The organism is Fibrisoma montanum (assembly GCF_003583365.1).
Taxonomy (GTDB): domain Bacteria; phylum Bacteroidota; class Bacteroidia; order Cytophagales; family Spirosomataceae; genus Fibrisoma; species Fibrisoma montanum.
Map to the genome: position 1 here is coordinate 21,314 of NZ_QXED01000006.1, position 18,907 is coordinate 40,220.

An 18,907-nucleotide genomic window follows, 5' to 3' on the forward strand; every position below is an offset into this window, starting at 1 on the left:
CCGTGGCAAGCGCAATAAACATTGTTCTCGGAGCGCAGGTAACGCCGTTCGTGCAGGGCATGACCCAGGCGCGGGCGGCTATCGGCTCCCTTGGCGGCTCGTTTAGCCAGTTGCGCGGCTCGATTGACCAGCCCCGGGGGGCGTTCGCGTCCCTGACCCGCCAGCTCAACATTACCAAGGCGGAGATGCAGGACATTCTGGCCGTGGGTGGGCGCATCCCGGCCGAACTTCAACAACGCTACCGGTTGCTTCAGGGCTCGGTTAACTCCGTCAATCAGGCGTTTGCCAGTCGGGACGCCAAAGGCTTTAGTCTGGGCCTGAGTGGTATGGCCATTGCCGCTACGGCCGCTACCGCAGCCATCGGCGGCATTAAAAAGGCGCTCGACATTACCAGCGAAGTACAGCGGCTGAACGTGAGTTTGGAAGCCGTCAGCAGCGGGGCGGCTGACTTTGCCAGAACGCAGCAGTTTCTAACCGCTGCGTCGGATGGGCTGGGCTTATCCTACGCGACGCTGGCCGGCAGCTACAAGGGCCTGAAAGCAGCCACCAACGGCACAGCCTTAGAAGGCCAGCAGACGGAAAAGATTTTTCTCTCCGTTGTTCGGGCATCGGCGGCTTTGCAGCTTTCTTCCGAACAAACCGAAGGCGCTCTACTGGCCCTGCAACAGATGATGTCGAAAGGCAAGGTGCAGGCGGAAGAATTGCGCGGTCAACTTGGCGAACGGATTCCCGGGGCGTTCCGGCTGTTTGCGCAGGCACTGGGCGTGAGTGAAAAACAGCTCAACAAGATGCTGGAGCAGGGCGAAGTGCTGGCGGCTGACGTGCTGCCCAAATTCGCCCAAAAGCTCGAAGAAGCCTATGGTTCCAAAGCCCAAAACAACGTCAATACGCTGACGGGCTCCATGACCCGGGCGACCGATCAGGCCAAATTGTTCTTTGCGGAATTTACCCAGGCCAGCGGGGTTGATGCGACGTTCACCAACATTAACAACAACATCGCCAATACCCTCAGGGGTATGCGCGAAGCGATCCGCTCAAAAGAGTGGGGTACGTTCTTTGCGGCCATTAGCCCGAACGCATCGGTACGCGACCTAGCGGATTTCCGCCTGGAACAGCTCAACCGCAACCGCACCGTCATTGATGAGTTCAGCCAGGCCAGCGCGGCTCAGCGGCAAGCCCGCATCGGCGTTTTGGCGGATGAAATCAAGCTGCTTGAAAAGCAACTGGCCGACCGGGATAACACCCTGATTGGCGGACGGAAATCCCGGATTACGGCCGATCTGGAAAACCAGAAGCGCCTGCTGGCGGACCTACTAAAGATCAACGCCGGGAAGTCGTTTCAGGATCTGTTCTCATTCGTCGGCGGGCTGGGTAAATCACCCGACGCTGACAAAACCGCTTACAACCTCGAAGCGGCCCGCAAACAGCAAAAGGCACTGGCGGAACGGATTCAGCAAATCACGTTTAGCCAGGGGGCCGGGGCTGTGCCGACTACCCTACGCCGGGAATACGATCAACTTACGGCAAAGATCGAAGCGGCCGAAAAGTCTACCCAGAAACTTAAGGCTACTACAGCTACCCTAACTGAAAGTACGCTGACCACAAATGAGCGGATATTAAACCGGCTAACAACCCAACTAAAAAAATACGGCGATACGGCCGACGGTTCGCTTAGCCGTCAAGTTGTCATTTTCCAAAACCTGGTTAAGCAAGAAAAAGAGCTAGCGAAAAATCCGCTAGGTCGAATGACGCTTGAAGTAAAGTCAATTCGTTTCACTGGCAAAAATAATCTATTAGACCAAGTTCAAGATATTGTAGGTCGGCAGGGGCGAGCCAGTGAGGGGTTACAAATACGGGCTGGGGAAATTACGCAGTTCGGATCACTGGCCTACTATCAGGAGCAGTTGGGTAAAATCGATTCCCAACTGCAAAAGCTAGCTGTAAAAGGTAATAGGATTCCGCCGATTGATGATTCTGTCATTGCATCAATTGTCGAATACAACGAAAAGCTTTCTTTAGCCAATACTACCCTACTTAAGTCGCAGCGGTTAGCCGAAAACGAGCGACTATCTAAGTTGCCACAGATAGGCGGCATCTCTTTTGGCGGGTTCGATTTAAAGCTATTTAATGACTCAGCCAACACTTTAGAGGAGAGAACTCTATCACTACGCAACTCAATCGTTGGCAGTATTCAGGAAGCGGCATCAGCTACTGTGGGGGCGTTTGGTGAATGGGTCGGCGCGATGATAGCAGGCACAGCGCAATTAGCCGATTTACCTAAAGCGTTAGGTGGTGTGTTTGCGAGCTTAGCCAAGTCAATGGGCCAAGCTTTAATTTCATTTGGAACTGCATCACTCGCAGCGCAAGCCCTCATTCCAAACCCTATCGGAGCCATTGCAGCCGGGGTGGCGCTGGTAGCTCTTGGATCGGCGCTTCAGGCAACCCTCCAGAAACAAACGCAGGGGGCATTCGGCGGCAATCGCCGGGTGGCATTGGCCCGGGGTGGTCTGGCCTACGGGCAAACCCAGGCCATCATTGGCGACAACTATGCCGCCCGCTTCAATCCTGAAGTGGTCAGCCCCTTAAGTGACTTACAGAAATTAATCCCCATGGCAGCCGCCCCGCAAGCGATCAGCGTATCGGGTGAACTGGTAGCCCGGGGTTCTGATTTGGTGCTGGTCTACGACCGCGCCATTCAATACCGTAACGGATTTAAAGGACGCTAATGCCCTACAATAAACGCTATACCGTACCGTTCATTTCCTCACCCCACCGGGATAAACTGGAAACAGTTAAACCGGTGCAGTGGGAGCTGGCGTTCTGGGGTAAAGACTACACGGGTAGCGTTACAGAGCTGTGTCTGAACGGCGACGATGCCGTAACCCTTGAAACCGTTGACAACGACGATAGCCGGTTTGGCACGACGGTGATCGGCACGAAACTAACCGCCAATCTGGAGTGTGACGCCCGATGGCAGTTTGACTCTCTGTTTGTTGAGGGGAACCGGGATCTATTGGTCACCCTCGACTACAACGCGGGCACGCCCGAAGCGCCGTTCTACCGTAGGTTTTGGACCGGTTGGGTGAAGCCCGAAGCCTCGAAGGAGCCGTATAGCCCAAAGCCGTACTTTGTGACCGTCAGCGCCGAATGCGGACTGGCCTCGCTGAAAGATACGCCCCTGACGGATATTCTGGGCAAGCGGTTGTCGGGCGTGGATAACATCAGCAACGTATTGCGCACAGCTTTGCGCCTGACGGGTCACGAACTGCCGTTTTCGGAGGTCGATAACCTCTACGAGCTGAGCCTGATGACGCCCCAGCGGCTGGTCAACGGCGTTGCTAACCCGGCGATTGATCCGCTTCACGAAACCAAACTCCGGCGCGATAGCTTCGTAACCGACAAGAACCTACCCCTCAACGCACTCGAAACCCTGGAACGCATTGCCCTGTGCCGGGGCGCAAAGATCATTCAGCACGACGGCGACTGGTGGTTCGTCCGCCGGTCGGAAATCGCCGGGGGCTGGAATCCGCTCGGCCCCGTCGCAACGGTCAACCGTCGGCGCTACGCGTTTGACAATTTTGAAACCTCGTCGGCCGCTTCCATTGGACTCGGCGTAACGGTCGATCTGGACGGCAACGTACGGGCTTTGTCGGGCGGCACCACCTGGTGGCAATCCCGGCTGAAACGACTTGCCGTTAGTCAGCAGTTTGGCGGCTACGTAACGAACCTGAAAAACGGCACGTTCTCCGATCTGGATGGCCCCAACCAGCCCACGAACTGGACGATTCGTAATTTCCAGCCGGGCGAAGTTCTCCGGGGCGGGGAAGGCACCGAGGCCAACCCGCACTATTTGGAACTTAGGGGCCTGGCGTCGTCTACGTTTAACTACACCGACCCATCGGTAGTGCAGCGCGTTCAGATTAGCCCCTTAAGTCTGGAGAATCAGATATACGCGCTCAACCAGGAATACGGCTTTACGCTGACCGGTCGGTTTCGGATTCAGAACACCCGGGGGGCGCTCGTAGCCGTGCTGGCCACCGTCGTAACGGGCGAAGGTGATACGATCATCGGCCCGAACGGCCCCATCCGCCAACCCAAACTCGGCGTGGCGATTCTAAAGGCTGATGGGAGCTGGAAGCTCAACCCCTCGCGCCGGGACATGGTAGCCATTCCCTTCAACCACGTCTCACGCATCGGCGGGGTTGAAGAGAAGGCGGAAAACTACTGGCAGAAGCCCAAACTCGGCTACGGAGATATTGAAATTACGACCGCCCCGCTGAAGGGTATTCTCTATGTAGATGTGTACCTGAAGCCCGGCGAACGGCTGGACGGACAACCTGCGACACCCCAGAGCTACATTCGCTACTACGACATCCGGGTAAATCCCGAAGACCCCGACGTAACGCTGGACGGACAGACCATCACCGAAGGGCTGACCCTGCCGCTCTTGGAATCGCCCCCCGACCCCGACGCTACGCACTATCTGGGCGACGTGCCGGATGTGGCGCTGGCTGACAAACGGCTCAATACCCTGCTTCGCGTAGACGGCCAGACGCCAACCACTACCTGGTACAACCCCAATGACGGCGACCGGCTCAACGGACGGAACCTGCTGGCGTATAACACCACCGAACGGTTTGCCGATGTGGCCAGTCCGTCGATGGTCTGGGAAGGTGAACTGGTGGGTAATCTCCCGATGGGGCCGCTGACGGTGCTGTACTTTACCGACGTGACGCGGAACGGTGGCCGGCCGCCGTTTGAGATCGTGCGCTACCGGTTCGATGTGCAGCGGCACTACCACCGCGTTACGGCGGTCGAAGTCAGACAGCCCGTCACCGTACAGCGCCAGCGCCATTGGGATACGCCCGACGGCCCGGTACTTCAGGAAGAAGACCCGGCCACCGGTAAAGAAGTCGGCATCGTCAAACGACTTGATGAAGTCGGTAAAAAAATTGGCAAAGTGCTGGTGAGCTACCAGAAAAAACCAGCCGGCGGCCGCGTGGGGGCTGATGAGCTGGAGGGGTACGTTGAAGTAGACGAAGACGACGAACTGCCAACGCTCTACGTGGGCGTTAAAAACCGCGACACCGGCAAGCTGATCGGCTCGGTAGCCGCCAAGTTCAGAAAGATCATTGACCTAGACGACTTTCTGAATGGCTAACTACGGACTACCCATATCAGGAACCGCCTACAACGAGGGCTTTCGCTATCGACTGAGCCGGGGGGCTTTTGCGTCCGCCTGGCAGGACTACCCGTTCAGTGAGTTCATAGCCGACCCCGAAGACGGCGGCCCCATCCGAACGGGGGTAGTGTATCTGGTCACCGCCGAAAACCCCGACACCCGGGTGGAGCTAACGGCGTATGTGAAATTAAATTCCAACGGCGTACCCATTCCGTACGATGGCTTAGGTAGTACCGAGCCCCCTACCCCCGACCCGGATACGCTGGATTCCGTAGCCCGTAACGGCAACATTACCGGCCAGTCCCTTCGGGCTGATGGCGGGTTTGGCCGGGCCGTGGTGCAGGAGGTAACGGCCGACATTGACGGTGTAGCGGTCTGGATCGGAACGGCTGTCAAGTTCATCGAAAAGATGCGGCTGTCCGTCCTGCGGGGGTTGATGGGCCTCTACCGGATGGTGCTGACCGCACCCGAAGCGGGGCAGGCGATGGTTCTGGAAGGCGATGCTGACGACGGCTGGCGGCTGGTCAACAAGGGGCTGACGCTAAACGACGTGGCCATTCGGGGGAACGTTACGGCCCAGCTCATTCAGGCGGATGGGGGCTTTGCCCGCGCCGACTTTTCCCGCTTCGAGGGTACGCCGTACGGGATGCTGGTTGCCCTGCCCGGCAATCCCAAATTTGTCGAACGCGCCCTGCCGCCCGAAGTCAGAAATTACCTGAACGTGCTGGCTACCACGCTGTCAGGCCCCGTTGCCGGGCAGTTGCTGGCCCTGCGGCAAACACCGTCCGGCTCATGGGAACACATCAACGTCAACCGGGACAATTTCGCAGATGTGACCGGCCGGGGCAACACCACACCCGACCCGATTCGTACGACGGGCTACGTCCGTGAAGGGCTGACGGGAGTAGAGCGGGCATGGGAGGATGCCGTCTGGGTAGAGATTGCGCCCAACATCTGGGCCATCGAAGCCCGTAATGCCAAACGGCGCGCCGATCAGACGCTGGAGCTGATGGACGATGCGGCTCTATACGAGAAAATCAAGCTGCTCATTCCCGGCAATCAGGAACTCTACCAGCTCTACGAAATCGTGGAGGTGCGGTGCATCGAAGTGGAGGTCGAAGACCCGGTTTCGTACGAGCGTATCGACATCACCAGTGGCGATCTGGACGACGAATGGGACCACCCGTACGCCAATCCCGAAGCCCTGTTCTGGAGCTTTTACCATTCGGGCGGGGGGCAGAATACCTACGTCGATTTTGACGTGCGTACGACGCCTTTTAAAGCCAAACTAACCAGCGCCCCGGCATCGATGCTGCCGCTGTCAGGAACCTTAATCATTGATTACAAACCGTAGATATGAAGCGTTTATTTGCCTTATTCTCCCTACTGCTTACCCTTTCCAGTACCGTACTGGCGCAGGGGTCGCTCTGGTTTCCTGATACATCGGGTCGTTACCGCCCCCGCTATCCGGATGCCGTCGAACCTTCGTATCTGGGGGGCTGGGTGTGGCTTAAGCCATCGAGCGGGCCTTCATTCCCCTTGTTGGTTGACACGACGTATGTCAAGGGCTTACCAGCCCGCCTGGCGGTTCTACAGGACCGGTTTCGTTCGACGGTGCAACCCATACCCCTATCCACCGTTCGGGCCAATACAACGAACACCTTACCAACGGTCATCACCGTAGCTGATGACGGCGGGGCGGGGCTGTTTCAACGCGATGATTCCGACCCCGGCGCTACTGACAACGGCGTGACCATCATCCGAACGGCCGCCAACGTGGTCTATAAACGGGTCGCCTACGACTTCATCAACGCCAACTGGACCTGCCGGGGCGATGCCGTAACGGATGATACAGCTAATTTCTTAAAGCTGTTCACGCTGATGGGCAAATCGCGCACCATCTACGTACCGCCCGGCATTTACCGCTTTTCGTATCCGGTTGAGATTCCCGACGGCGTGAAAATCATCTGCGATCCGGCGGCTACGTTTCGACCACTCACCGAGTATCCGGCCCTGTTCATCCGGGGCAACAACGGGCGCTACGTGTTCGTACCCGGCAACGACGTAACCATCGACGGGGGCATCTATGACCTTCGTTCCTACACGATGGGCGGCATCAACATCATTGCCGTAAAGAACGTCAAGGTTCGCGCTGCCGTGATTCACGGCTGGGCGGGGGCAACCTTCGGGGTGGGTATCGCGGGGGCTGACAACACGGAGGTAACGGGCTGTCTGATTTACAACGGCGATCACGCCATAAACGCCTACGCGAGTACCCGCACCCTGATTTCACACTGCGTCATTAACGAATGCTTTTCGGGGATTTACGGAGCCGTTACCGAGCGCATGACCGTTGCCTCGTGTATCGTCACCAACGTGGAGGATGTGGCTTTCGACTCTGAACACGGGCGGTACAACCTCTTCTACGGCTGCCACGCCGAAGGAGCCAAGCAGGGCGAATACACGCTGTATTCGGGGGGCGTTGACGGCAACGGCCGGGGTACGATGCACGATCTGTTTTTTGTTAATAACACTGCCCGGCGGGTGGCTCAGTACATCAAGAATTACGACAGCAGCGGCAATCCCGTCTACGAAGCATGCAATCCGGATGCCGGGGCGTTTACGGTGCACTCACTGGATACAGCCGCCTACAACGTTGGTTTCATCGGCAACAAGGTCTTAGCTGAGTTTGGCTACGGCTTCGTGCACATGCAGCTTTTGGAGCATTCGGCACGGCAGGTCATCGTGGCTGACAACCGCATTACCACCCAGAACGGCGGCAAGTTCTTCCGGATTCTCAACTCGGATGGACTGGAACTGACTCGTAACACCTTCACCGATCTAGGCGGGGGAGAAGCCACGGAAAACGAGTTCAGAGACGCCCACCGGGCGATCATCACCGACAACACCTTCACCTACCGGACGGCCAAAACGTCGGGTTACGCGCTACTGTTCAACGCTATTGGTGTAGAAACATCGCCGGGCTCAAACACCTACCAGCCGTTCGGCACCGTCGGCGGCTACATCGCCCGCAACACCTTCCGGGGCTGTGGGGTGTATGCGCTTCGGGTGGATATGTTCCGCTCCACGAGCCTGCGCCCCACGGTGGAAGCCAATACGCTCTCAGAAGGCTACATCAGTAACGGTGGGCTTAGCATCGGTAACGGCACCATCATCGCCCGCAACCAGAATCTAAAGCTCCTTATGCCGCCCGGCGTGTACAACGCGGGCGCGGCCCCGGCCCTGAACGGCTCGGGCGCCGGTAAGGCTGTGGGTAATTTCGGCATGGGGCGCGAGGGCTACAACGGATTGGTGGGTACTATCTACTTCGTACCGGGGTCGGGCTGGTTTAGCTCCACCGTCAACACCGTTGGCGGGCTTTCGCTCACCGCATCAGGCGACAACGTAACCGTCAGTGACGGTACCAGCACAGGGATTAATGCGTACGTGGACATCGTATTAAACAGCTACTAATCGTGGCGATCAAAAAGCAATTCATCACCAAAGCGCGGATTGTGCTGGACGACGGGAGCTTAGGCGAAGAGGTGGAATACACCTTTTTCCCGGTCGGGCAAACCCCGTTCGCCGGGCAGCGCATCCGGCCGGTGCTGCTGGGCTTTCCCTCGGCGTCGGTCGCGCAGTTTCTGGCCGCGATGACCGACTGCGGAGAAACGGGTGAACCCGAACCCGAACCGACGGGTGAGCCGACCAACCTCGTGGACAGCTACCCGGCCCTGAAAGGCGTGAGGATTCGGCGCGATCCGGTCAACACGCAAGGCAGCCACATGGAATGGACCGTACCGGCTACGACCGTCTGCGATTTCGAGTGCTACGGCCCGGCGGGCTTCGTCACCAAGAAAGGCAAGACGACCTACATCGCGGGCGCAGGCGATAACTACAAACAGTACCAGAGTCTGGGCGTGATGCCCATTGGCACCTACCGGCTCTACGTGCGGCCCGAAGGCAGCACCGCCTGGGTGAAAATCACCTTCACGGTAACGGCCGATTACGACGCCGTGGTGTACACCGGTCAGAACACCGATACGGTATCCTACGCCATCCTGCAACGCTGGACGCTCAGCGCCCTCGACCCCTCGGCCTCCGTGGTTATCAACTTTGTAGCCACCCGCTACGATGCCTCGGGGTTGATCGAGCTGTGCAACGCGACGGGTGAATGTGATATGCGCTTAGAGCCGCTCGAAGGGCAGACCGGCGTAGATACCAATTTCTACCCCACGACGCTGATTGGCGGTATACCCACGTCCGGCACCTACAAAGGCCGAACGCTGGGCAACCTGCCGCCGGGGCTGTACCGCTCTACGGCCCGGCCCAAAAACAGCGCCGATCAAAGCAAATGGGTGTCGAAGAACGTCCGGGTGGGCGCTTCGCTGATTACCGCCGTGGCGTGGGATACCATTGACACGGGCGTGGAAGATGCGTTTCTGGTCAAGGTCACGCAGGCCGCGGGCGTTCGCTTCCGATTCAAATACGATCAGGAACCCAACTGGGAGGAATGGCGCAACATGAGCCCGTTCGTAGACCCCTACCAGCAGGGCTACCAGTACAGCTACTCACTGCCGCAAGGGGCGTCAAGCTACGATGTGGAGTTTGAAACGCTCGACAATCCGGGCGTTACGACTGCTTTCCGCTTCAACCGGCCCAGTCCGCAACAACGAACCCAGCTATTCCCGGCTTAACTATGGCAACGGACTATATCGAAATCGCTGAAACCAAAAACGGCACGACCGTTAGCCGGTACTACCCCGTTGATTCGGTGGTGGACTGCGCAACAGGCGATAGTTTGTTCAACAGCGACAGCCAGAAGGCATCGAAGCTACTGAACTCCCGGCCAGCCGCCCCGGCAGGCTTTCAGTGGGTACTCAAGGACTGCTCAGCGGGTATTCCGCAACCGCCGGGTAGTACTGAAGGATTCGGCACCAGCTACGTTCAGCCCTCGGCGTCTACGCAGTTCATGGATTTAGCCCTTCGCTGGGTGCTGGTCGATGGGGCGTGGTGGGGTGAGGTCTACGAACGGCAGACGAGCCGCCAGCCCGACGCCGGCAACCGGCGCATGTGGTGGCTCGATGGTCAGACGACACCGGTATACGACAGCTTCAGTCCCAAGCTCTACGCACCCGGTACCCGGCTAAGCGTCTACTACGGCGAAGGCCCTACTAATAGCCTGTTTGGGCAGGGCTTCACCAGCAAGGCGCAGCAATCAATCTACATCGGCAATCCAAACACGTAAGCCCTATGGCCCGCATCGGACTACCATCATACCTAGATTTTGCCAATTGGTGCCAGCAAGGCATCCGCGTGGCACCCAAATTCACCCTGCCCGACGGGGTGAAGGTGGCCGTGATCCCGAAGCACCCGGACCTGAACCTTACGGACATCGTAGGCCGGGGCGGGGTGCAGTGGTTTCGCGCCAACAACGTAGCCGATTCGGCTAAACTCCGTTGGATGGAAAGCAAAGAGATGTTTCCCGGCTTCAACCCCGGCGGAGAGCGGCCCGGCCGTCAGAAAACACCTCAGCAGTGGGTGGACGTGGCTAACTCCATGCCGCTGTTTGCGGCTGAGATCGATGAGTTTCTGGAAGGTGAAGCCAATATCGACACCCAGGACAGCCAGTACACAAGCTTCAAGCAGGCCAGAAAAGCCAAATACCAGGCCGGCGGGGTTAGTGATCCCGAAATCTACCTCTGCTACGGGGCGCTGATCCTGTACGGGGCAAGGGGCTGGAAAGTGGACGGCGTGTATCAGGGGCCGCTCGGTACGTATTACCGCAACCTGTATAGTTCGCAGTCGGCGGCCCGTAACACCATGCCGGGCTATTTCAACGTCCACGAAGGCACGAGTTTGCCCAACGTCAAGTACTACCCCGAAGGACCTGCTACGGCGCCGGAGTTTTACGAGAAGCTCCATGAAATGGAGGTGATGATGAAGGGGCTGAACATCGCCAACCCTCGCTGCGCGTACGTGTCCTCACAGCTCATTGAATCCCTGCCCGATACCATCCCCGACAACCGGCCGGGCTGGGATACGCACATCCTGATTTATCAGGGGCGACAGGTCGGAACGGCGGGCAAGGTGACGGCGCAGGCGCATCCGGATTGGGACTGGGACCAGCAACTGGCTATGTATCTGATAATCGGTCTGATGACCGGTAAGCGCGTCATCGCCTGGGATGATACCAGCCAGTACGGTACCGACCCGGTCACCATCTACCAGTCGCAGCCGGGCGATTTTCATATCACCTACTGGAGTTCGCCCAATGGCACCCCACCCCCTTACGGTAATCCCGGCTACCCACCGCTTCGCCTAACCTGGTACGAAGCGATCTATGCCGCCTGCCACATCTACAAGCAGTTTGAGCGCACGGCGGGACAGAACTGGCAGTACCTGAAGTTTCGGGTTGGTGATGGGCCGTGGATTGAGCCGCAGGCCGATGGTTCGGATGTGCTGTTTGCAGCCGCGAACAGCCGGGGCATCGCCAAAGGGCGCTTCTATCAGGGGGCGTATGATTTTGTCTACTACAACCCCTCAAAGCCCAAAGACCGGACGGGGTATGAGACAATAACCGTGGAATTTTCAAACGGTCAGCAGTACACGCGCACCTGTCAGGGACGGGTGGTTAACCCCTTTGCAGAATAACGCCATGGAAGTAATCAACACCCCGCTTGAAGTGCCAATCGGTAACACCGTAACGTGGCCGGTGACGATGTACGACAAAAACAACGTCATCGACTACACAGATGACGAGTGGACTGTACGGGCTGAATACTACCGCGAAACGGGAGGGCCCATCGGCCACACGGATTTGACCATGACCAATACCACCGAAACCAGAAACGGGCTGACCGGGCGCAAGTGGATCGGTACGCTGAGCCTACCGGCCACACCCCGCCATCAAAGTCTGTACGTTCGGATTATTCTTATTCACAAAGATACAGGCGAACAACAGGCCTGTTTTCAGCGCGTCATCACCATCATCTGACATGGATAGCTACGTCGTCATACTCAACCCCGAACCCCCGACCTACCACGTTACGGTTGGCGAGGAAGCGGACCCCGTAGCAGTCACGGTGGCCGATGTGGACTACAACTACCACGTCACGACGGAAGCACTGGTGTTGCCGCCGTACGCGGGGGGTGGTACGGGCGGGCCCGGCCAGGCGTGGCCCGGCTCTTTCCTGCACACGCAATCAACGCCCGCGTCGGTCTGGACAATCAATCATAACCTGGGCTACCGGCCGGCCGGGATCGTCGTCAGGGATTCAGCTGGTTCACTTTGGGCCTATGAGGTGGAATACCTGACGACCAACACGCTTACGCTTTCGTTCGGCAACGCGCAGTTTGCCGGTAGTGCATATCTCTCTTAACGCAAACAGCCATGAACTTTGGACAGAACATCAATCTAAACAAAAACGAACTACAGAACGCACGGGTGCAAAACCTGTCGGCCAACCCGTCGGCACCCGTTACCGGGCAGTTGTTCTACAACACAACCGACAACTTTCTCTACGTCTACGACGGCACGGCGTTTCGGCAGCTCACGACGCTCACGCAGATACTAGCCTTACGGCTCGATCAGTTTGCCGCGCCCAACCAGAGTCTGAACCTTAACAGCCAGAAGATTACGGGCCTTGCCGATCCAACGTCTGCGCAGGAAGCGGCTACCAAAAACTACGTCGATGCCGCCATTCAGGGTGTGAAGTGGAAAGACGCGGTGCGGGTTGCCACGACGGGCAACATTACCCTGTCGGGCACGCAGACCATTGACGGTATTAGCGTTGTCGCAGGCGACCGCGTGGCCGTAATTGCTCAATCTGCCGGGGCGCAGAACGGCATCTACGTAGCCGCTTCGGGGGCGTGGAGCCGGGCCGCTGATGCCGACAGTGCGGCCGAAGTGCTGGGCATGAGCTTCTTTGTCTCGGAAGGCACCTCGAACGGCAACAAAGTCTACACCATGACGACCGATGCGCCAATCACGCTCGGCACCACGGCGCTGGTATTCGCTCAGATTGGCGGGGGTGGCGTCAGCTACTCCAACGGTACGGGCATTACGATTTCGGGCAACACCATCTCGATTGATACGGCGGTTGTCGCCCGTAAGTACGTCGCTCAGATCGGCAACGGCTCATTGACCAGCATTACGGTGACGCATAACCTCGGCACAAAAGCGGTCGTGGTGGCCCTTCGTAAAGTCAGCACCGATGAGCACTGGCTGACGGACGTAACCAGCGCCACCACCAACACCGTTACGCTCGGCTTTGCCGTAGCGCCCACGACTAACGAATTTGAAGTCATCGTCATTGGATAAGCTATGAAGTTTGGAAACGACATTGATCTGAACAGCAATGAGCTCAAGTCAGCCAATGGTTTGACTGATGCTAGTGGCGCACCGGCGGCAACATCGGGCATCCCTACGGTAGCCCCCGGTGCGGCTGCCGGTACGGGTGCAACGGCAACGCTCGAAGCGGGTAGCAACGACCGGCGCGGGGCTGTTACCATCAACTACGGCTCATCGGGTTCGCTGAACTCAGGGGCTATTTTCGCTCTGACGTTCAGCACCCCGTTCAGCGCCAAGCCGGTGGTACTCATCAACGGCGCCAACAACCTGACCCAGGGTAACAACACGCGCTTCTACATGGATGAAACGACCGTGTCTACCTCGCAGTTTGCCGTAGCCGCCCGTAGTACCACGTTCGGCAACAGCAGCGTAGTCCGGTTCACCTACATCGTACAACCTTAACAGCTAACTAACTACCAATGAAACACCTACTAACCATTCTGTTTCTGTTGCCCGCCCTGGCATGGGGCCAGTCGGGTATCACGGTGAAAACCAACCCGCGCAATCCGTTGGACGTAGAGACCGTCTATTCGGGTATGCTGGCCCGGTTTTCTGAACCCTTCGAGTCCAAGCTCGAACGCGAGGGTATGCCCATCTATCAGGCGTACAACAACACGAACCTAACATCTACCGCCCCCGCGCCAGTTACTGTTGCCAACAACCAGACCTACTTTAGTTTTACCCCACAGGTCGGCACAAAAGTGTGGATTGAGGAACTACAGATTACCGTACCCGAAGCGTTGACCATTGCCGTGCAGTGGCAGAACAGCCCGATTGCCGTGTCGGGATTCGGGGGTAACTACGTCGCCCGGCGGGTGCTACCCGGCGTGGAGAACCGCATTCCCATCCGGCGGTTCGTGCCGAATAACGTTACCCTGTCGGTGACGCAGGTCGGCAACTACACGCTGACGGCCGGACCCGGTACGGTGCAGATTGGCTTCACAGCGGGCATTCGCACGAGCATGGATTTCGGCCGCAACGCCGAACGCGTGATTTTGAAACTGCACGACTCGATTCTCGATGGTTCGGGCCCCAGCTCGTGGGATGATTATTTCGACGTGAAGCTACGTAACCGACTGGCGAAAGCGACGGGTAAGACGTGGGAGATTGTCTCAAAGGGCAAAGGGGGCTTTACCAGTGCGAGTATTGATGCGTTACGGGCGCAGGGGCAACTTAACGTCACCCAGGCGGATATTATCCTCTACGAGCCGATGATGAACGATACGGACACGGCCGCCTACAGCGCGAACCTGAGCCGGATCATCACCTGGAAGCAGACCTACTTTCCCAAAGCGTTCATGTTTGTTATCGGCATTACGCCCCGCTCGGACGCGCAGGAAGCGACGCTCGCGCAGCTACGCACCATCGCTCAGAACAAGGTAGCAGCCGCCCGCGCAGCAGGGGATGACCGAATCATCTCCGTTAACATGGGTGATCTATGGGCGTCCAACGCCACGCCCTCGCTGTACTGGTCGGACGGCAGTAGCCCGTATGTGCATCCCAACGCAGCCGGCCACGCCCTCGGAGATGCCCGATTGTGGCAGAGTGTTTCACCTATTGTTAGCCAACTTCCGTAATGAAAACTATCTTCGCCCGCTTCTGGGCCTACGTCAAGGCGTCGTATCAGCGCCTGTCCATCGAATCGCCTAAGTACTGGCGCAAGCTGCGCGGCTTCTTTCTCTGTCTGTCGGGCGTATCGGCCGTACTACAGCCCGAAATCGTAGCGGTGGTGAATCAATACCATTTACTCGGCTTTGAAGTGCCGACGCTCATTACCGATGTAGCCCGTATGCTGCTGGCCTTCAACATCGGCGCGGCTGCCGTAACCAAGTTCGCCATCGATCCCGACGCCGTGAGCCGGGCGACGTACGAGAAGCTGTCACAACCCACGCAAACCAACGCCTAGCCATGACGTACTACATGCTCATTGCTTACCGCACCGGCAGTCACACCCAGCAGACGCGGGGGTTCTACATGCAGGCCGAAAGCCTACCCAGCCGGGCGCAGATTGAAGCCGCCGTTACGGAGCAGTACCCCGGCGCGTACACCATTCAGTTCAGTGCCCCGGTGGTGGTGCCGGAAGAATTTGCTGCCGACTACGCGGGTGGCGAACCGCTTACTGAACGGTAATTAAATTGCTGTTAATCAGTTGTTTGCGTGATAAAAATTGCGTATCTTATAGCGTAATCAAACAGGAGAAAAGGTATGCAATTTGCCCCTGAAGAACGCTCAGTTACGTTTAAGTATCCCCTTCAATTGAAGGTGTATTTCATGCACAATGGTAAGCCGCACAGCGGTACAATCAGTGAACGCTATTACCGTGAACTGTTTCTGCCTGCTGATTGGGACTACGATAAAGACCGGGTAAGCAAGGACACCGTTTACGTAGTTCATTCAGCCGGTGTAAAGCACGAATTTAAGGAGTACGAGTTCAGCCGAAAGGTGTACACAGATAAGCAAAAGTTCATTGATGACAATGTAATCATTTCTTAGGTAATTAACCATGAAACACCTACTGCTTAGCCTCCTCCTGCTGTTGCCCCTGCTGAGTCAGGCGCAGCGCATCGTAACGGTGAACCCCGGCGATACGGTTGTGATCGTAGCCGCAAAGCCGATATCCACAACAACGATATCGGCACCCGACACAAACACGATATCAAAGCCGGACACCGTTGCGATATCAAAGCCAACACCTACACCCGCCCCGAAACCAGCCCAACGGCAGTGGGTGCCTAAATTCACGATATCAAAACCCGGCATGTACGACGGAGCATCAATTGGTGTCAAGCCCGGCGATACGATAGGGGTTGCCGGAACGCTATCGAACCTCATCCTGCGGAACGTCAAAGGCGCACCCGGCAAGCCCGTGGTGATTCTCAACTACGGCGGGGTGGCAACCATTCGCGGCAAAACGCAGAACAACGGCAACCTGTCCATGCAGGGTTGCGCGTTCATCAAGTTCTCCGGTTCGGGCGTGGATTCCATTCGTTACGGCTTTCGGATTGGTTCGGAGTGGAAAGATGTGTCGGCGTTGGTGCTGAGCAACAAAACCACGAACGTTGAAATCGAACGGGTTGAGATTGATACCAGCGGTTTTGCGGGCATCATGGCCAAAACCGATCCGGCCAAAGGCGACCCGTCTACGTGGCTTGGCAACTTCGTCATGCAGGATCTTAGCATCCACGATTGCTACGTGCATGACACGCGGGGCGAAGGGTTGTACATCGGCAACAGCTTCTGGAACGGCGGCATGAACGGGCTGTATCCGCATGAAATCCACGGGTTGCAGGTATACAACAACCTCATCGAGCGTGCCGGCTGCGAGGGCATACAGTACTCTTGTTCGCCTGATGCCAGCGTTCACCACAACACCGTACGGGTTACGGGCATTTCGCCGTTTTCCAATGCGCAAAACGCGGGGGTTCAGATTTCAGGCGGTTCGTCAGGAACATTCGAGCACAACACCATCGAAGGGGCAGCGGGGATCGGCTTGATCGTGGTCGGTGCCTGCCGGGCGGGTGACACGCTGCACATCCGGAACGTGCTGGTGAAAAACAGCAACGTGTTCGCGGGAACGGACAAGCTACCGGCTGAAACGGCGGGCGTGTTTTGTGATGAACGCGGCACCCCGCCCGGCATCGGTGTGGGTGGTCTGCTGGTCTTTGAGAACGTAACGGTAGACGGAGCGCGGCTAGACGGGTTCCGCTTGTACAACGAGAAGATGCAGAACGTAATCCGGCAGTCGGTCATTCGGAACTTCACCCGGTTTGCGGTGGATAGGTCGCCCAAGACGGTGCCGGTTTCGGAGAGTGGGAATGTAGTTGGAAACGGCGCTGTGCCCGTGGGTGTGGGGTATCAGGAAAACAAACAGCAGTAACATGGAAAATCAGACACGACTCATACAGCACAATAAGAGCGGCAGGCTCTACCGCATTTTAGGGGCCTGCAAACTACAGATCAACGGGGAATGGAAACGGGCGGTGGCTTATGTTCACAACGATGCCCGCTATCCGTACGATGATTGGAGTCAAATCTACGTCCGTGAGGAATCTGAGTTCTTAGCCGCGTTTACGGGCATTACATGGGCGAACCAGGTACAGCCGTGGCATATGGCTATGCCGTTTGAGGAATATTCTATTCCCGTTGCAGAAGAAGCAGGGGTATAGAAAAGCCGGGGCCGCACCGGCGGACCGTCGGCCCGGCTTACTGGTAAAAGGAACGCCCTAGCGCGCTATTCAATCGGGAAGCGCCGGGCCGCCGGTGCGGGGCGTTCATGTTAACACAAAAAGACGAAACAAATGGCTAATTTCTTTCTCCACTACAAAGCCCCTGCCGGCACGTTTGCGGCCGGCATGATCGCAGCCCGCAATTGGGACGAAGCAGAGCGCAAATGTCAGCCGGGGCAGTACGTAATCGGTCAGCAACTATCCGAACGGCAGCGGGCCGGTGTTGCTAGACGGTGGGCTAAACGGTCAGCAAGAGCATGATACACACCGTAATCATTCTTGAATACGCTGATGCCCCGCCGGTTTGGTATAACCACGAAGGGTTTGCTAAATCAGAAGCAGACGCAATGTGGCTTTTCGAGTTCTGCGGGTGGAAACCCATCAATGACGAATGTTACCCACAGCTTTGTCTCTTAGACGAAGAAGGGCGACTTTCTGAGGCTGAATTGGGGTATCAATCCAACCCGAGCGAATTACAGGTTCTGGGTACTTGCTTATTACTGAACTGATATGAAGCTCTCCCCCGCCTTTGTCACGTTCGCCCTGGTCGGTGCGGTGTTCATCGCGTCGGGTCTGGCCGTGCGGGAATGCTCCTACAAACAGGGCTACCGGGCCGAACGGGATCTTCTGGTTAAGGACACGGTTCGGCTGCGCAGGTGGGGCAACGAACTACGCCAGCAGGTAACGACCCTGCAACGCGACAACGCCAGAGCGATTGCAGCCGGTTTGCGCTATCGAAACGGTAGAGATAGTGCCGTAGCTCAAACGGATGCGTTAGTGGCTCAGAAGTCACGTTTGGCGCGTCAGGTGGGCATACTGGAACGGCTACGGGGCAACGGCACGCTCGATGTCCGCTACGTGACTCAGATCGACACGGTTCGGCAGTTGATTGCCGACCCAACGGTTGAGCTAGCTGTGGCCAAGACGGTGGAGCGTGAAGCCTACTTCCGAAAGCAGAACGACAGTCTCGCGAACGTAACGGGCCTGCTGAGTGTACAGGTAGACAATCTGGAAAACGATGTGCAGGACGCGAACGGGCGGCTACAGTCCGCCAGGGCGAAGGTCTTGAATGAAGCGGCTACCGGGCGGTTTCTGGGTATCGGCCGGAAAAAGGCCATGCGGGAACTGGCACAGGAGATGAAATAG

General features: G+C 57.5%; 19 protein-coding genes. All 19 read left to right on the plus strand.

Annotated features, from left to right (window positions below; all coding sequences use genetic code 11):
• Window positions 1–2 precede the first annotated feature (2 nt).
• The gene (locus tag DYU11_RS19990; RefSeq protein WP_119669499.1) at window positions 3–2,726 is read left to right on the plus strand and encodes a tape measure protein; all 2,724 of its coding nucleotides are present in this window, start codon (window positions 3–5) and stop codon (window positions 2,724–2,726) included.
• A complete protein-coding gene (locus DYU11_RS19995; RefSeq protein ID WP_119669500.1) occupies window positions 2,726–5,161 on the plus strand; it encodes a hypothetical protein in 2,436 nt (811 codons plus the stop codon). Before DYU11_RS19990 ends, DYU11_RS19995 begins: the two co-directional genes overlap by 1 nt.
• Entirely contained in the window at window positions 5,154–6,536 is a 1,383-nt protein-coding gene (locus DYU11_RS20000) for a hypothetical protein (RefSeq protein WP_119669501.1), read from the plus strand. Before DYU11_RS19995 ends, DYU11_RS20000 begins: the two co-directional genes overlap by 8 nt.
• 2 nt (window positions 6,537–6,538) lie before the next feature.
• Entirely contained in the window at window positions 6,539–8,656 is a 2,118-nt protein-coding gene (locus DYU11_RS20005) for a right-handed parallel beta-helix repeat-containing protein (protein ID WP_119669502.1), read from the plus strand.
• A 2-nt stretch (window positions 8,657–8,658) separates the two neighbouring features.
• Window positions 8,659–9,879: a hypothetical protein gene (locus DYU11_RS20010; protein ID WP_119669503.1), complete on the plus strand. Its 1,221-nt coding sequence runs from the start codon at window positions 8,659–8,661 to the stop codon at window positions 9,877–9,879.
• A gap of 2 nt (window positions 9,880–9,881) precedes the next feature.
• Window positions 9,882–10,430: a hypothetical protein gene (locus DYU11_RS20015; RefSeq protein ID WP_119669504.1), complete on the plus strand. Its 549-nt coding sequence runs from the start codon at window positions 9,882–9,884 to the stop codon at window positions 10,428–10,430.
• A gap of 5 nt (window positions 10,431–10,435) precedes the next feature.
• Complete coding sequence (locus DYU11_RS20020) at window positions 10,436–11,836, plus strand: hypothetical protein (RefSeq protein WP_119669505.1); 1,401 nt, start codon at window positions 10,436–10,438, stop codon at window positions 11,834–11,836.
• Between the two features lie 4 nt (window positions 11,837–11,840).
• Entirely contained in the window at window positions 11,841–12,179 is a 339-nt protein-coding gene (locus tag DYU11_RS20025) for a hypothetical protein (RefSeq protein ID WP_119669506.1), read from the plus strand.
• A 1-nt stretch (window position 12,180) separates the two neighbouring features.
• Window positions 12,181–12,564 (plus strand): hypothetical protein, encoded by a 384-nt coding sequence (locus DYU11_RS20030; RefSeq protein WP_119669507.1) that lies wholly within the window; start codon window positions 12,181–12,183, stop codon window positions 12,562–12,564.
• A gap of 11 nt (window positions 12,565–12,575) precedes the next feature.
• Window positions 12,576–13,505 (plus strand): hypothetical protein, encoded by a 930-nt coding sequence (locus tag DYU11_RS20035; RefSeq protein WP_199736751.1) that lies wholly within the window; start codon window positions 12,576–12,578, stop codon window positions 13,503–13,505.
• 3 nt (window positions 13,506–13,508) lie between these two features.
• Window positions 13,509–13,937: a hypothetical protein gene (locus tag DYU11_RS20040; RefSeq protein WP_119669508.1), complete on the plus strand. Its 429-nt coding sequence runs from the start codon at window positions 13,509–13,511 to the stop codon at window positions 13,935–13,937.
• Between the two features lie 17 nt (window positions 13,938–13,954).
• Window positions 13,955–15,112, plus strand: a complete 1,158-nt coding sequence (locus tag DYU11_RS20045; RefSeq protein ID WP_119669509.1) for an SGNH/GDSL hydrolase family protein — start codon at window positions 13,955–13,957, stop codon at window positions 15,110–15,112.
• Entirely contained in the window at window positions 15,112–15,441 is a 330-nt protein-coding gene (locus DYU11_RS20050) for a hypothetical protein (RefSeq protein WP_119669510.1), read from the plus strand. Before DYU11_RS20045 ends, DYU11_RS20050 begins: the two co-directional genes overlap by 1 nt.
• 2 nt (window positions 15,442–15,443) lie before the next feature.
• Window positions 15,444–15,665: a hypothetical protein gene (locus tag DYU11_RS20055; RefSeq protein ID WP_119669511.1), complete on the plus strand. Its 222-nt coding sequence runs from the start codon at window positions 15,444–15,446 to the stop codon at window positions 15,663–15,665.
• Window positions 15,666–15,740: 75 nt separating this feature from the next.
• Window positions 15,741–16,028, plus strand: a complete 288-nt coding sequence (locus tag DYU11_RS20060; protein ID WP_119669512.1) for a hypothetical protein — start codon at window positions 15,741–15,743, stop codon at window positions 16,026–16,028.
• A 10-nt stretch (window positions 16,029–16,038) separates the two neighbouring features.
• Window positions 16,039–17,412 (plus strand): right-handed parallel beta-helix repeat-containing protein, encoded by a 1,374-nt coding sequence (locus DYU11_RS20065; protein ID WP_119669513.1) that lies wholly within the window; start codon window positions 16,039–16,041, stop codon window positions 17,410–17,412.
• A gap of 1 nt (window position 17,413) precedes the next feature.
• Window positions 17,414–17,701, plus strand: a complete 288-nt coding sequence (locus DYU11_RS20070; RefSeq protein ID WP_119669514.1) for a hypothetical protein — start codon at window positions 17,414–17,416, stop codon at window positions 17,699–17,701.
• Between the two features lie 132 nt (window positions 17,702–17,833).
• The gene (locus tag DYU11_RS20075) at window positions 17,834–18,022 is read left to right on the plus strand and encodes a hypothetical protein (RefSeq protein WP_119669515.1); all 189 of its coding nucleotides are present in this window, start codon (window positions 17,834–17,836) and stop codon (window positions 18,020–18,022) included.
• A 249-nt stretch (window positions 18,023–18,271) separates the two neighbouring features.
• Entirely contained in the window at window positions 18,272–18,907 is a 636-nt protein-coding gene (locus DYU11_RS20085; RefSeq protein WP_119669517.1) for a hypothetical protein, read from the plus strand.

Bases quoted from the DNA above. Each gene is read 5' to 3' on its own strand.
- DYU11_RS20030 (WP_119669507.1), top strand. From the start codon at position 12,181: ATGGATAGCTACGTCGTCATACTCAACCCCGAACCCCCGACCTACCAC.
- DYU11_RS20025 (WP_119669506.1), top strand. From the start codon at position 11,841: ATGGAAGTAATCAACACCCCGCTTGAAGTGCCAATCGGTAACACCGTA.
- DYU11_RS20065 (WP_119669513.1), top strand. From the start codon at position 16,039: ATGAAACACCTACTGCTTAGCCTCCTCCTGCTGTTGCCCCTGCTGAGT.
- DYU11_RS20085 (WP_119669517.1), top strand. From the start codon at position 18,272: ATGAAGCTCTCCCCCGCCTTTGTCACGTTCGCCCTGGTCGGTGCGGTG.
- DYU11_RS20045 (WP_119669509.1), top strand. From the start codon at position 13,955: ATGAAACACCTACTAACCATTCTGTTTCTGTTGCCCGCCCTGGCATGG.
- DYU11_RS20035 (WP_199736751.1), top strand. From the start codon at position 12,576: ATGAACTTTGGACAGAACATCAATCTAAACAAAAACGAACTACAGAAC.
- DYU11_RS19995 (WP_119669500.1), top strand. From the start codon at position 2,726: ATGCCCTACAATAAACGCTATACCGTACCGTTCATTTCCTCACCCCAC.
- DYU11_RS20040 (WP_119669508.1), top strand. From the start codon at position 13,509: ATGAAGTTTGGAAACGACATTGATCTGAACAGCAATGAGCTCAAGTCA.
- DYU11_RS20015 (WP_119669504.1), top strand. From the start codon at position 9,882: ATGGCAACGGACTATATCGAAATCGCTGAAACCAAAAACGGCACGACC.
- DYU11_RS20070 (WP_119669514.1), top strand. From the start codon at position 17,414: ATGGAAAATCAGACACGACTCATACAGCACAATAAGAGCGGCAGGCTC.
- DYU11_RS20060 (WP_119669512.1), top strand. From the start codon at position 15,741: ATGCAATTTGCCCCTGAAGAACGCTCAGTTACGTTTAAGTATCCCCTT.
- DYU11_RS20055 (WP_119669511.1), top strand. From the start codon at position 15,444: ATGACGTACTACATGCTCATTGCTTACCGCACCGGCAGTCACACCCAG.
- DYU11_RS20020 (WP_119669505.1), top strand. From the start codon at position 10,436: ATGGCCCGCATCGGACTACCATCATACCTAGATTTTGCCAATTGGTGC.
- DYU11_RS20050 (WP_119669510.1), top strand. From the start codon at position 15,112: ATGAAAACTATCTTCGCCCGCTTCTGGGCCTACGTCAAGGCGTCGTAT.
- DYU11_RS20005 (WP_119669502.1), top strand. From the start codon at position 6,539: ATGAAGCGTTTATTTGCCTTATTCTCCCTACTGCTTACCCTTTCCAGT.
- DYU11_RS20075 (WP_119669515.1), top strand. From the start codon at position 17,834: ATGGCTAATTTCTTTCTCCACTACAAAGCCCCTGCCGGCACGTTTGCG.
- DYU11_RS20000 (WP_119669501.1), top strand. From the start codon at position 5,154: ATGGCTAACTACGGACTACCCATATCAGGAACCGCCTACAACGAGGGC.